The organism is Pseudomonas sp. AC172 (assembly GCF_979258595.1).
On record NZ_OZ409868.1, the window covers coordinates 5,455,001 to 5,469,223 of the forward strand.

7 protein-coding genes and 3 rRNA genes (1 of these 10 running past the window's edge) are annotated in these 14,223 nt (G+C 57.8%); 4 read left to right on the plus strand and 6 right to left on the minus strand.

Translation table 11 applies throughout. The features are described 5' to 3' along the window. The 3 genes from ACZ0A4_RS24765 to rrf (ACZ0A4_RS24775) all read left to right on the plus strand — a co-directional run. A 23S ribosomal RNA gene (locus ACZ0A4_RS24765) occupies positions 1 to 2,066 on the plus strand (it extends 828 nt beyond the left edge of the window). A 167-nt stretch (positions 2,067 to 2,233) separates the two neighbouring features. After that, a 5S ribosomal RNA gene (rrf, locus tag ACZ0A4_RS24770) occupies positions 2,234 to 2,349 on the plus strand. Between the two features lie 105 nt (positions 2,350 to 2,454). Then, positions 2,455 to 2,570: ribosomal RNA gene (gene rrf / locus ACZ0A4_RS24775) — 5S ribosomal RNA — on the plus strand. A 71-nt stretch (positions 2,571 to 2,641) separates the two neighbouring features. Here rrf (ACZ0A4_RS24775) and ACZ0A4_RS24780 read toward each other — a convergent pair. The 4 genes from ACZ0A4_RS24780 to ACZ0A4_RS24795 all read right to left on the minus strand — a co-directional run bounded on the left by ACZ0A4_RS24780 (position 2,642) and on the right by ACZ0A4_RS24795 (position 7,993). Continuing rightward, entirely contained in the window at positions 2,642 to 3,820 is a 1,179-nt protein-coding gene (locus tag ACZ0A4_RS24780; RefSeq protein WP_463576673.1) for a PepSY-associated TM helix domain-containing protein, read from the minus strand. 78 nt (positions 3,821 to 3,898) lie between these two features. Continuing rightward, on the minus strand, positions 3,899 to 6,403 hold the full coding sequence (locus tag ACZ0A4_RS24785; protein ID WP_463576674.1) for a TonB-dependent siderophore receptor: 2,505 nt from the start codon (positions 6,401 to 6,403) through the stop codon (positions 3,899 to 3,901). Between the two features lie 88 nt (positions 6,404 to 6,491). Beyond that, positions 6,492 to 7,493 carry a FecR domain-containing protein gene (locus ACZ0A4_RS24790; protein WP_463576675.1) on the minus strand — a complete coding sequence of 334 codons (1,002 nt, stop codon included), beginning with the start codon at positions 7,491 to 7,493 and terminating at the stop codon, positions 6,492 to 6,494. Then, the gene (locus ACZ0A4_RS24795; protein ID WP_463576676.1) at positions 7,493 to 7,993 is read right to left on the minus strand and encodes a sigma-70 family RNA polymerase sigma factor; all 501 of its coding nucleotides are present in this window, start codon (positions 7,991 to 7,993) and stop codon (positions 7,493 to 7,495) included. Before ACZ0A4_RS24795 ends, ACZ0A4_RS24790 begins: the two co-directional genes overlap by 1 nt. A gap of 304 nt (positions 7,994 to 8,297) precedes the next feature. Here ACZ0A4_RS24795 and ACZ0A4_RS24800 point away from each other — a divergent pair, with 304 nt between their 5' ends. Next, a complete protein-coding gene (locus ACZ0A4_RS24800) occupies positions 8,298 to 10,178 on the plus strand; it encodes a methyl-accepting chemotaxis protein (RefSeq protein WP_463576677.1) in 1,881 nt (626 codons plus the stop codon). A 151-nt stretch (positions 10,179 to 10,329) separates the two neighbouring features. Here the strand turns inward: ACZ0A4_RS24800 and ACZ0A4_RS24805 are convergent, their stop codons facing one another. Beyond that, positions 10,330 to 10,797 carry an SRPBCC family protein gene (locus ACZ0A4_RS24805; RefSeq protein ID WP_463576678.1) on the minus strand — a complete coding sequence of 156 codons (468 nt, stop codon included), beginning with the start codon at positions 10,795 to 10,797 and terminating at the stop codon, positions 10,330 to 10,332. Between the two features lie 23 nt (positions 10,798 to 10,820). Further along, the gene (locus ACZ0A4_RS24810; protein ID WP_463576679.1) at positions 10,821 to 14,213 is read right to left on the minus strand and encodes a non-ribosomal peptide synthetase; all 3,393 of its coding nucleotides are present in this window, start codon (positions 14,211 to 14,213) and stop codon (positions 10,821 to 10,823) included. Positions 14,214 to 14,223 lie beyond the last annotated feature (10 nt).

The window sequence follows — 14,223 nt, forward strand, 5'->3', positions numbered from 1 at the left end:
CTCATGTATCACTGTAGGGGGTAGAGCACTGTTTCGGCTAGGGGGTCATCCCGACTTACCAAACCGATGCAAACTCCGAATACCTACAAGTGCCGAGCATGGGAGACACACGGCGGGTGCTAACGTCCGTCGTGAAAAGGGAAACAACCCAGACCGTCAGCTAAGGTCCCAAAGTTATGGTTAAGTGGGAAACGATGTGGGAAGGCTTAGACAGCTAGGAGGTTGGCTTAGAAGCAGCCACCCTTTAAAGAAAGCGTAATAGCTCACTAGTCGAGTCGGCCTGCGCGGAAGATGTAACGGGGCTCAAACCATACACCGAAGCTACGGGTATCATCTTCGGATGATGCGGTAGAGGAGCGTTCTGTAAGCCTGTGAAGGTGAGTTGAGAAGCTTGCTGGAGGTATCAGAAGTGCGAATGCTGACATGAGTAACGACAATGGGTGTGAAAAACACCCACGCCGAAAGACCAAGGTTTCCTGCGCAACGTTAATCGACGCAGGGTTAGTCGGTCCCTAAGGCGAGGCTGAAAAGCGTAGTCGATGGAAAACAGGTTAATATTCCTGTACTTCTGGTTATTGCGATGGAGGGACGGAGAAGGCTAGGCCAGCTTGGCGTTGGTTGTCCAAGTTTAAGGTGGTAGGCTGAGATCTTAGGTAAATCCGGGATCTTAAGGCCGAGAGCTGATGACGAGTGTTCTTTTAGAACACGAAGTGGTTGATGCCATGCTTCCAAGAAAAGCTTCTAAGCTTCAGGTAACCAGGAACCGTACCCCAAACCGACACAGGTGGTTGGGTAGAGAATACCAAGGCGCTTGAGAGAACTCGGGTGAAGGAACTAGGCAAAATGGCACCGTAACTTCGGGAGAAGGTGCGCCGGTGAGGGTGAAGGACTTGCTCCGTAAGCTCATGCCGGTCGAAGATACCAGGCCGCTGCGACTGTTTATTAAAAACACAGCACTCTGCAAACACGAAAGTGGACGTATAGGGTGTGACGCCTGCCCGGTGCCGGAAGGTTAATTGATGGGGTTAGCTAACGCGAAGCTCTTGATCGAAGCCCCGGTAAACGGCGGCCGTAACTATAACGGTCCTAAGGTAGCGAAATTCCTTGTCGGGTAAGTTCCGACCTGCACGAATGGCGTAACGATGGCGGCGCTGTCTCCACCCGAGACTCAGTGAAATTGAAATCGCTGTGAAGATGCAGTGTATCCGCGGCTAGACGGAAAGACCCCGTGAACCTTTACTATAGCTTTGCACTGGACTTTGAATTTGCTTGTGTAGGATAGGTGGGAGGCTTTGAAGCGTGGACGCCAGTTCGCGTGGAGCCATCCTTGAAATACCACCCTGGCAACTTTGAGGTTCTAACTCAGGTCCGTTATCCGGATCGAGGACAGTGTATGGTGGGTAGTTTGACTGGGGCGGTCTCCTCCTAAAGAGTAACGGAGGAGTACGAAGGTGCGCTCAGACCGGTCGGAAATCGGTCGTAGAGTATAAAGGCAAAAGCGCGCTTGACTGCGAGACAGACACGTCGAGCAGGTACGAAAGTAGGTCTTAGTGATCCGGTGGTTCTGTATGGAAGGGCCATCGCTCAACGGATAAAAGGTACTCCGGGGATAACAGGCTGATACCGCCCAAGAGTTCATATCGACGGCGGTGTTTGGCACCTCGATGTCGGCTCATCACATCCTGGGGCTGAAGCCGGTCCCAAGGGTATGGCTGTTCGCCATTTAAAGTGGTACGCGAGCTGGGTTTAGAACGTCGTGAGACAGTTCGGTCCCTATCTGCCGTGGACGTTTGAGATTTGAGAGGGGCTGCTCCTAGTACGAGAGGACCGGAGTGGACGAACCTCTGGTGTTCCGGTTGTCACGCCAGTGGCATTGCCGGGTAGCTATGTTCGGGAAAGATAACCGCTGAAAGCATCTAAGCGGGAAACTTGCCTCAAGATGAGATCTCACTGGAACCTTGAGTTCCCTGAAGGGCCGTCGAAGACTACGACGTTGATAGGTTGGGTGTGTAAGCGCTGTGAGGCGTTGAGCTAACCAATACTAATTGCCCGTGAGGCTTGACCATATAACACCCAAGCAATTTGCGTCGGCTCTCTAAACCAGAGCAACCAGATTGCGGTGTGTGAAGACGAAACGAACCGAAAGTTCGAAAGACTCACAAAACACCGAAAACTATCACATACCCAATTTGCTGAAGCGAGGCCATCTGGTCACGACTCAGTACCCGAATTTCTTGACGACCATAGAGCGTTGGAACCACCTGATCCCATCCCGAACTCAGCAGTGAAACGATGCATCGCCGATGGTAGTGTGGGGTTTCCCCATGTGAGAGTAGGTCATCGTCAAGATTAAATTCCGAAACCCCAATTGCGAAAGCAGTTGGGGTTTTGTTTTAGTAGAAGTAACCGTTTTTGCTGGCTCGTTACCGTGTTGACGAGTCAGATACAGAATTTCTTGACGACCATAGAGCGTTGGAACCACCTGATCCCATCCCGAACTCAGCAGTGAAACGATGCATCGCCGATGGTAGTGTGGGGTTTCCCCATGTGAGAGTAGGTCATCGTCAAGATTAAATTCCGAAACCCCTGTCTGCTAACGCAAACAGGGGTTTTGTTATTTCAGGGCTCACATAATCATTGATCAAACAGCTTTACGCGCCTTGCTGATGCGCCGAGCCTGCCATTTGTGCCACCAGATGTAGACGCCAGTCCCCGACAAACCCGCAATCAAAATACCTAACACCGCGATCATTAGCTGACCTGTAACTCCAATGATCCGTCCTCCATGTATCGGTAACTGCAACCGATAAAACCGCTCCCCCAACGTTCCCTGCCCAGCAATCTCCTGCCCTAATAACCGCCCATCCGTACCATGAAAGAACAACCAAGATTTGCCATGCGCTTCGGTGTCATGCTGTCCAAATCCTGCGCCGTAGAAGTTGTACTCAAAGCTGTAATACAACTCCCCGATCGCCGCTGTCAGTCCTAACCTTTTCCCCTCCTGTAACGCCCTCTCGTATGCCTGTTGATAACTCAGTTGCGTCACCCCCAACGACGAGGGCGACATACGCCCCCGAGCCTCATAGACGCTCGGCTCAATCGGTGAAAACAACGAAACCGCAGGCTTGAACACCTGACTCGGTAAGTTCATCGCCACGCTGCTGACGGCGATCGGCAGCAACAACAGCCACAGCCACAATCCCCCTGCGCGATGCAGGTCGAAGTTGAGCCGATAGACGTGCCCTCCCTTGACCTTCCAGGCGGTCGACCACTTCTTCCAGAACGGCTTGCCACGCGGCAACGTCAGCCAAAGCGCAACGAAACAATCGATCACCCAGGCAACGGCAACCAAGCCCATCAATAACAATCCCCAGTTTCCCGGCAACGTCAGGTTGTAGTGAAATTCAAGAATGAACGGGACAAAATTCTCCCGCTGAAAACAGCACCCACCCCAATACCGCTGGCCCTTTTGCTCAGCACTCACCGGGTCCAGATAAAACACCTGATTACGTTCGTCGAATGGCTTACCCGTCGCCGGATCATTACGTGGAACGGCCGCCAGCAAAGCGGTATGCCCCGCCTCATGCGGATACTCCATGTACCAGACCTGCAGCTTCGGATGCGCAGATTGCAACGCATCAACCAATTCACCCGGCGGCAGTCGAGAGCCCTGCGCGGAGGCAGCATAAAACTCCGGGTTCAACCATTCATCCAATTCATGATTGAACGCAAGAATGCTTCCGGTAAGTCCCGCGAGCAGCAAAAACACTGCCGTGGCCAGGCCGATATAACGGTGCAACAACACCAAAAACGCACGCATGAGAATTTCCCCACAGAAACGACAAAGCCAGCCCCTGAACATTCAGGGGCTGGCTTTTTTATGCACAGGACAAAAGGCTTAGAACTGGTAGCTGACCGTCGCCGCCACGTTGCGCTCTTCGCCCATGTAGCAGAAGTTCAGGCTCGCGCAGGAAGCAACGTAGGATTCATTGGTCAGGTTGTTCGCATTCAGACGCACATCAACGCCCTTCAAGCCGACCTTGCCCAAGTCATAGCCAATCGAGGCATCGAACAGCGTATAGGAAGGCACCTTCAGGGTGTTTTCCGCATCCGCCCAACTGTAGCCGACATAACGCACGCCGCCGCCGAGTCGCAGGCCATCGAGTGCCGCGTTGTCGAACTTGTAGTCCGCCCACAACGACGCCATATGACGCGGGGCCTGCGTCGGCGAGTTGCCCTTGTTCTCGATTACGTTTGTCGGCGTACTCAAGGTGCTGACCATCGACTTCGAGTATTCGATATCAGTGAAGGTGTAGCTGCCGAGGACTTTGAGGTTATCGGTCAACTGCATGTGCGCTTCCAGTTCCAGGCCTTGGGAGCGCACAGCCCCCACCGCGCGATAGAAGTTTTCCTGCGGTAGCTTGGTCGCCAGGTTTTCCTGATCGATGCGGAACAGCGAGGCGGTGAACAGGTTGTCAGTGCCCGGCGGCTGGTACTTCAAACCGACTTCCCATTGTGTTCCGTCGGTAGGTGCCAGCGGGTTACCTGCACTGTCGGCATAGGAGTTTGGGTTAAACGACTCGGAGTAGCTGATGTAAGGCGCCAAGCCGCTATCAAACAGATACAACGCGCCGGCACGGCCAGTGAGCTTGGTGCGTCGATCATTGATTTCCGTGCCGACCGGACGTCCGGCTTCAGCGATACGGTTTTCGTCCGAAGTCTCGACCCAGTCCTGACGCAAGCCCAGCGAGAAGCGCCACTTGTCCATCTCGATCAGGTCTTGCAGATAAATCCCGGTCTGCTCCAGACGGCGCAGGTAACGGGTCTCGCCATACATATCGATCGCTGAGTTGCCGTACACCGGGTTGAACGCATTGATCGGTGCAAGGCCGCCGCTGGTCCAGTCGACCACGGTTTTGCGCCGCTGATAGTCAGCGCCGATGAGCACCGTGTGTTTGGTCGCGCCGGTGAAAAATTCAGCCTGGAGCATGTTGTCGACGATAAACGCATGCAGACGCTCATCCCCTCCGGTGTAATAGCGGTTCAGCTCGTCGCTGGTCGGTGAGGTCCAGCCGTAGGCGTAGACCTGATCCATGTTCACCTTGGAGTCGAGGTAGCGGAAGTTCTGCCGCGCGGTGAAGACGTCGTTGAAGCGGTGCTCAAATTGATAACCGAACGACTGCTGATCACGCGAATAGCCATCGACACCCGGCTCGCCTTCGAAGAAGTGTGGAGAGATGCGCTTGCCATTACGTTGATGAATGGTGCCGTCGGCCGGTACACCGCCGTGGTAGCCGCCATCCGGATCGTGTTGCAGATAAGCCTGCAAGGTCAGCGAAGTGTCTTCACTGAAATCGATACTCAGCGTGGGTGCGAAGGCGAAGCGCTTTTCCTTGTTGTGGTCGAATTGCGTGTCGGATTGATCCGTTAACCCGGTCAGACGATAGGCGATACGCTTGTCGTCATCGACCGGACCGCTGAAGTCAAAACCGACCCCACGCTGGCCCTGAGTGCCCACCGTCGCTTGCACCTGATGGTAAGCCTCATATAACGGTTTCTTGCTAGTCAGTGCCACCAGGCCGCCCGGCGAACTGCGGCCGTACAGCACCGACGAGGGGCCCTTGAGGATGTCCACGCGCTCAAGGAAATACGGATCGACCTGCATGGTGCTGTAAGTGCCGCTGTCGCCCATCGACTTGAGGCCGTCGAGGTAAATATTGTCCACCGAGCCGTCGTTGAAACCGCGCATGGCCACATAGTCGTATCGGTGAGTGGCGCCGTAGGGATTGGTCAGCACGCCGGGTGTATAGCGCATGGTTTGGGAAACGGTTTGCGAGCCTTGGTCGTCCATTTGCTCGCGAGTGACCACGGACACGCTCTGTGAGGTTTCCAGCAACGCGGTACTGGTCTTGGTGGCGATCTGGCTGTGAGTGGCGTTGTAGCCGTCCATGCTGCCCAAGGCGTTGCCGAGGGCGAAGCCTTTGATGTCGGTGGTCGGCAAGGCCAGCGCTTCGTTCTCAGCGAGCGGGCGCAGGACGTAGCTGCTGCCGTCCTGACTGACCGCTTCCAGACCCGAGCCGCCGAGCAAATGGCTCAGTGCTTGATCGGCTGAATATTCGCCCTGAACGCCCGGCGATTGTAGGCCCTGAGTCTGCTGCGGGGTCATCGACAACGTGATGCCGGCCTGACGGGCAAACTGATTCAGCGCCTCACCGAGAGGGCCCGCAGCCACGTTGTAGCGATGGCTGACTTCACTGCCAGCGGGCGTCGCCGCGATGCTTAAAGCAGGCATCACACCAACGCCCAGCGCAGTCGAAAACAGCGCCGCGCGAATAGCGTGGCGCAGCAGTCCCGATTCGGCAGTGAAATTCAGAGGGTTCTTACAGGTGGCGCGGACAGTCATTGTAGGTTTCCGTAGGAAGTCGCAAACGCTTGAGTTGAAGTGCTTACTGACTAAGCCGGACCAGCTGCGAAAACCCGCCAAAATAATTTCAGGCGACGCGCTCCAGCGTCACCCACCAGCGTGTGCGATAGCGCAATTGCACCGGCAATGTCTGCGGCAGAATTGCCAGCAGTTTGTCGGTGTCTTCCAGGCGAAATACGCCCGACAGGCGCAACTCGGAAACGTCAGACGCACAACTCAGAAAGCCCTGACGATAACGGCTGACTTCGCTGAGAAAATCACCCAGACGCATATTGCGCGTGACGATCAAACCATCGACCCAGGCACCAGCGTCCATATCCAGCTTCGGGGCCGGGCGTACCTGGTGGTGGTCGATCAGATAACTCTGCCCGGCGAGTGCTTCTACCGAAGTGCCGCCGGAGTGGATGGCAACCTGGCCTTGGGTGACGCTGAGCCGCGTGCAATCATGTTCCTGACGCAGGATGAACCGGGCATCGGCGGGCTCATAAGTCCCGTGACGATTTTGTACACGCAGCGGCCGATCAGACGGCGCGCCCTCGTCGGAGCCACCACACGTGACAATGATCTCGCCGCGAGTCAGTTTGATCAGGCGCTGTTGCGCCGTGTAATCCAGATCCACGGCGCTGGCAGTGTTCAACTCGATCCGGGTACCGTCCGGCAACTGGAAGCCGCGCCGCTCGCCCGTCGCCGTAGCGTAATCGGCGCTCCATTGTTGCCACGCGGCAGTATCCTTGGCCAGCCATGTGGCGGACCCCATCAGCAATGCGCCAGACAGTAGCTTCAACGCCTGTCGCCGGCCCAAACCCTGCGCGCTGTTTTCCAGCGTATTGAACGCCACTTGCGCACCAGGTACCGCGCGCAGATTGTTACTCAGTTCTGCTTGCAGCGACTGCACCCGTTGCCAGGCCAGTTCGTGCTCATGGTGTTCGGCACGCCACTGTTCGCACTGGCGGTTCAGGCGCGGATTGCCGTGATTGTTGCGCAGTCGCAACAGCCAGTGAATGGCCTGCTTGACCACCTTTTGCTGCGGCTCGGTGCGACGGCCAAGAGAAAGATTATCCACCGGCATCAGCTTTCGTACCGCAGTACGTAGCAGTGATAGAGCGCATCGGCGACGTAACGCTCAACCGAACGCAACGACAGCCCCATCTGTTCGGCAATCTGCTTGTGGGTCAAACCTTCGCACTGCGCCAGCAGAAAGGCCTGACGCACTTTTGGCTTCAGTCCTTCAAGCATCCGCGCGATGCTTTCCAGCAGTTCGATCACCAGCGCCCGGGCTTCGGCGCTCGGTGTTTCTGCTTCAGGCCAATGGGCGATCGTTTCGAGGTAGGCACGTTCGATTTCCTCACGGCGCCAATGATCGATCACCAGCCCACGCGCAATCGTGCGCAGGAAGGCGCGGGGTGCTTTGAGTTCGAGGCGTTCGGTGCGTTGCAGCAGACGCAGGAAAGTGTCCTGGGCCAGATCCGCCGCATCCGCCGCATTACCCAGCCGCGCGCGCAGCCAAGCGTTGAGCCAGCCGTGATGACTACTGTAAAGCGCCTGTACTGCAAACTCAGGTGAGGACATGAACGCGAACGTCACAAATGATAATTAGTCGCATTGTCATCAAGGGATACGAAATTTGCAACTGCCACCCGAACATCAGCACTGAAAAACATCGGGGCGAACGCTCTGGCACGCCGTTCGGCGGGAATCCGGCAGAAATGCCATCCATTTCCCGCTCAGCCCTAAGATTTCTCCGACACGTGCCGACAGACTGGTGAGACATGCGTGCACCAAAGTAGAGCGGCCAGAAGAACGCTGCCTGCGCTGTACATGGAATGTTGCATCCGGAACGCATCCCCACTTTTGGCATAAGAAGTCCCATGAAATGAATCTCAAGTTCAGCCATAAAATCCTGTTGGCCGCCTCGGGCGTCGTGGTCCTGGCGTTCGCGCTGTTCACCCTCTACAACGACTATCTGCAGCGAAACACCATTCGCCAGAACCTTCAGTCTTCCGTGCAGCAGGCCGGTGACCTGACCGCCAGCAGCGTGCAGAACTGGATGAGCGGGCGGATTCTGGTGCTGGAAAATCTCGCGCAAAACGTCGCCCATCAGGGCAAGGACGCGGATTTCCCGGGTCTGGTCGATCAACCAGCATTCACCTCGAACTTCCAGTTCACCTACGTTGGCCAAGCCAATGGTGTGTTCACCCAGCGTCCTGACGCGAAGATGCCGGACGGTTACGACCCACGTCAGCGCCCTTGGTACAAGCAAGCAGTCACTGCCGACAAAACCATGCTGACGCCGCCGTACATGGCTGCTGTCGGCGGGCTGGTGGTGACCATCGCCATGCCGGTGAAAAAGAACGGCGAGCTGCTGGGCGTGGTCGGTGGTGACCTGAGCCTGGAAACCCTGGTGAAGATCATCAACTCGGTGGACTTCGGTGGCCTCGGACACGCGTTCCTGGTCAGCGCCGACGGTCAGGTGATCGTCAGCCCGGACAAAGACCAGGTCATGAAAAACCTGAAAGACATCTATCCGAACACCAGCGTGCGCATCGAGAAGGGCAACCAGAACGTCGTGCTCAACGGTCAGGAACGCATTCTGTCGTTCACCCCGGTCAGCGATCTGCCGAATGCGCAGTGGTACATCGGTCTGTCGATCGACCGCGACAAAGCCTACGCCGCACTCAGCCAATTCCGCACGTCGGCACTGATCGCGATGTTTGTCGCTGTCGGCGCGATTGCCCTGCTGCTGAGCCTGTTGATCAACGTGCTAATGCGTCCGCTGACCACCATGGGCCGCGCGATGAAAGATATCGCTCAGGGCGAAGGTGATCTGACCCGTCGTCTGGTGGTCGAGAGCAAAGACGAGTTCGGTGAATTGGGCAGCGCGTTCAACCAGTTCGTTGAACGGATTCACGCGTCGATTTCCGAGGTGTCCTCGGCGACCCGTCACGTGCATGACCTGTCGCAACGGGTGATGGCGTCGTCCAACGCCTCGATCGTCGGTTCCGACGAACAAAGTGCGCGGACCAACAGCGTGGCTGCGGCGATCAACGAGTTGGGCGCCGCCACGCAGGAAATTGCCCGCAACGCCGCCGATGCTTCGCAGCACGCCAGCGGCGCGAGCGAGCAGGCCGATGACGGTCGTCAGGTGGTTGAGCAGACGATCCAGGCGATGACCGAGCTGTCGCAGAAGATCAGCCTGTCGTGCACGCAGATCGAAACCCTTAACGCCAGCACCGACAACATCGGCCACATCCTCGATGTGATCAAAGGGATTTCGCAACAGACCAACCTGTTGGCGCTCAACGCCGCGATCGAAGCCGCCCGTGCCGGTGAAGCCGGACGTGGTTTTGCCGTGGTGGCGGATGAGGTGCGTAACCTCGCCCATCGCACCCAGGAATCGGCGGAAGAGATCCACAAGATGATCACCTCGCTGCAGATCGGTTCGCGCGAAGCGGTGACCACCATGAACGCTAGCCAAGCCTCCAGCGAGCAAAGCGTGGAAGTGGCCAACCAGGCCGGTTTGCGCTTGGTCAGCGTGACTCAGCGCATTGGTGAAATCGACGGGATGAACCAGTCGGTGGCAGCGGCCACTGAAGAGCAGACCGCCGTGGTGGAAACCCTCAACGTCGACGTTAACCAGATCAACCTGCTGAACCAGCAGAGCGTGGCCAACCTCAACGAGACGTTGAAGGATTGTGATGCGTTGTCGCAGCAGGCTAACCGCCTGAAGCAGTTGGTCGACAGCTTCAAGATCTGATTTTTCAGATTGGAGACCGCGTTATCGTTCTTCGCGAGCAGGCTCGCTCCCACAGGATTTTGGTTGAACACAACATGTGTGAACACCCAATACCCTGTGGGAGCGAGCTTGCTCGCGAAAGCGGTGGTGCATTCACCGCAAAGCCGAAGCCTTAGACAAACAGCTTCAAAACATTCCCCATCGCATCATCCGCAAACCCCTGCACGAAATCCTTGAACCCTGGCAACGCCTCTTCCCCCCCCGAAGCCGGCTCGGCAATGATCGTCCAGGTCGCCCGGGATTTGCCTTCGCCCAGCGCTTCCACGTTCATCGCCGCCCACAGATTCGCCACCCCCAACGTGTTGTAAATCGTCGTCCAGGTCATGCTTCGTGCCTGCTCATCGCGGGAGTTGAGTTGCTCGACGACAACATTGCCATCCTTGAAGCATTTCTTGCGCAGCGAGGACACGCCTTCGCCGATTGTTTCGATGTGCGACAGCGCCGGAATGAAACGGTCGAAACCGCCGAAGTGGCCGACCACCGCCCAGACTTGCGTCGCGTCCGCTGGCACTTCCACCGACGACACTACGTGGCAGCCATGCGGGTTTTTGATCAGGGTATCGGGTTGCAGAGTGCTCATGGTGTTGCTCCTTTTTTGTGGCTTCAGATGAAGTTGATTTGTTTCAGGTAATCGCAGCCGCGACGCAGCAGCGCCGGGGATTTCTGCGGGTAATGCGCGCCCATCTGCTGCACGCCGGCTTCAGCGTTGGCGTGGCCGATCAGGGAGATGTCACCGATGTCTTCTTCGAAGCCGTTGAGGTAGAAACCGAGCACGCCGAACAGCGCGTTGTCGGCGTCGACACGGCCCAGTTGCTGTTGCCAGTCGGCGACGCTGACCAGCGCGAACTCGCTGCCGGTTTCGCGGAACGACGCGACGTAGGCGTCCCAGCTCAAAGGCTCGGGGTTATGCAGGTTGAACACCGCACGCTCGGGCGCGTAACGGCTGGCGTGGAAGGCGATGAAACGGGCGAGAAAGTCCACTGGCATCAGGTCGAAATTCAGTGCGAAGGCCGGCACCTGGCCGAGCTGAATCGAGCCTTTGAGCATCAACATCAAACGGTTTTTGTGCGGCTGACAAACGCCGCTCAAGCTGTTGAAACTGATATTGCCGGGGCGATACAGATTGACCCGAACGCCGCGCTCCCGCGCCCGTTCGAGGATGCGCTCGCCGACCCATTTCGACAGGTTGTAGCCGTTGCGGATGTAGATCGGTGGCGTCAGCGCGGCGGGCAGTTCCAGCACCCGTCCCGCATCATCGACCGTGCTTGAAGCCGACAGTGTCGAGACAAAATTGAAGACCTTTTTGCTTTGCCCTTCGCACAAGCGCAGCAGCGCGAAAATCGGCTCGACGTTGTCCGCCGCCAGCGACTCGTAATCGAGTACGTGATTGACGTTGGCAGCGTTGTGCACCAGCGCGCCGAACTCGCGATCGAGGCGCTGATAGTCTTCGTCGTTCAGGCCCAACTGCGGCTGCGTAATATCTGCCGCGTAAACCCGCACACGACTCAGATCCAGATGCTCCAGGCGGTTTTCCCGCAGGGACTCGGTAAAGCGCTGCGCCGCCGTTTGCCCACCGCTATCGCGAACCAGACACGCCACTTCGCTGGCGCCCCAGCCGAGCAGTGCCTCGACGATGTGCACGCCGACAAAGCTGTTGGCGCCGGTGACGATGACCTTGTGCACATCGCCCATGCGGCTGATCGGCAGCGGTTCGATTTCCAGCACACGTTCGGCGTCGGCCATGGCCTGAGCGCTGAGCACCGCGCTGTCATCGGTGCCACGCACCAGCGTTGCGAGTTTGATGATGGTCGGCAGTTCGATGAAGCGATTGATCGAAATGCTGCGACCGAACTCCTCACGCAGCCGCAGCAACATTCGCGACAGCAGGATCGAGTGACCGCCGAGATTGAAGAAGCTTTCGTCGGTGGAAATATCGCTGTTCGGCAGCTCCAGCAACTCGGCCCATATCTCCAGCAATAGCGCTTCGTCCGCATTCGCTGGCAGGCATTTCGGCCCGTTGTCCTGCACGCTCACTGGCAGTGCCAGCAGCGCTTTACGGTCGACCTTGCCGTTGCTGGCGAAGGGCATGCTCGGCAGCTCAGTCCACGCCACGGGTTGCATGTAGTCGGGCAGAAACTGCCGGGCGTGGACCTTCAGTGCTTCGCGTGCGGTGTCCGATTGCGGCTGGGCGAGGAACGCCAGAATCCGTCGCTGAGTGTCGATCATTACTGCGATTTGCCGGTACAACTGGCTCTCGCGCAGGCAACGTTCGATCTCTTCCGGCTCGACCCGGAAGCCACGGATCTTCACTTGGTTATCGCGCCGTCCGCACAGCTCGATACCGTGCTCGCCCCACTTGGCCATGTCGCCGCTGCGGTAGGCGCGCAGCGTTTGGCCGTCGGGCAGGTTCAGGGTCAGATAACGCTCGGCGGTCTGCTGTGGGTTGTTCAGATAACCGAGGCAGACGCCGGGGCCAACGATGAACAATTCACCGACGGTGTGCTCCGGCACCGGTTGCAAATCATCATCGAGAATCAGCACCTGACTGTTGGCGATTGGCGCGCCGAGTGTGCGATTACTGTCGCCGGGTTCGAGTTGCCGCGCAGTGATGAGCACGGTGGCTTCGGTCGGACCGTAAAGGTTGTGCAGCGTGCCCTGACGGGTCAGTTGCTCGATGACGAACGGCTCGCAGACGTCGCCACCGGTCATCACTTGCACGCCCTCTAACTGCTCCAGCGGCAGAATGCTCAACAGCGCGGGCGGCAGGAATGCGTGGGTCAGTTGCCGTCGGCGGATCAGCGCGACCAGTTGCAGCGGATCACGCCGCTGCGTGTCATCGGGCACCACCAGTTCGGCACCTTCGAGCAGGGTTGGGAAGATGTCGATCAGCGACGAATCGAAGCTCAGCGAAGAGAACTGCAGCACCCGGCTCTCAGCCTGTAACTGCACGTAATCGGCGTACCACGCAGTGAAGTGCGCAAGGTTGGCCTGACTGAGCAACACACCCTTCGGATGCCCGGTGGTGCCCGAGGTGTAGAGCGCCATGCAGGGCGCTTCAAGTTCGGGTTGCTGACGCATCAACGGTTGGCTGAGATCCGCTTCAGCACTGTCGATACAACTGACATCCAGTCCCGCCATGGTTGTGCTGAGTGGATGCTCGCCGTCATGCAGCAACAACAGTGCGCCAGCGTTCTGCAGAATGTATTGCTGGCGCTGCAACGGATGGCTCGGCTCCAGCGGCAGGTACACCGCACCGCTGCCGAGGATCGCCAGAATCGAGGCGAACAGCGCCGGGCTTTTCGGCAGACAGATACCGACCACCCACGGCTGTGGATGCTGCTCAAGGAAGGGCTGCAAGCGCTGTTGGATCGCGCGGCTGTGGGCGTGCAGTTGGCGGTAGCTGATCGACTGTTCAGCGAGGTGCAACGCCGGTCGTTCGGCATGACGGATCAGGCTTTGTTGCAGGCGCTCGATCACCGGGATCTGCGCCTGTTGCAGCAGCACTGAATTGGCCGTGTCATTGAAGCGATGGACGTAAGCCAGTCTGTCGAGGAACAACAGGTTTTCCATCCGCTCGAAATCCGGCGTTCTGACCAGTGTGGCTTGCTGAAGATAGTCGGCGTCGCGGGAGAAGCGGCTGACCAGCAGCGCCACTTCGTCCACCACCTGCGTCAGCACTCGCTGGCGCAGGGCCTGACCGTTGCCGGACGGCTCATCGGCAACCGGCACGCGGCTGATCAGGGATGAGCCGAGGAAGCACAGCAGATCGAGTGTCGGTAAACCCGCCGCGCTTTGCGCACCGACTCCCAAACGCAGATGCAGGTGCGGGATGGCGCAGAAGTCACCCGCACCAATGAAGCCATCGTCGATGATCAAATCCACCGTCGATGCCGCCACGCCGCTGCGCTGCAATGAATGACCGTGTTGTTCCAGTTCCTGCGCCAGCTCGGTCATGGCCTGGCTGGCACCAATCAGCAAAATGTCGAGACGTTTCATGTCGGCCTCC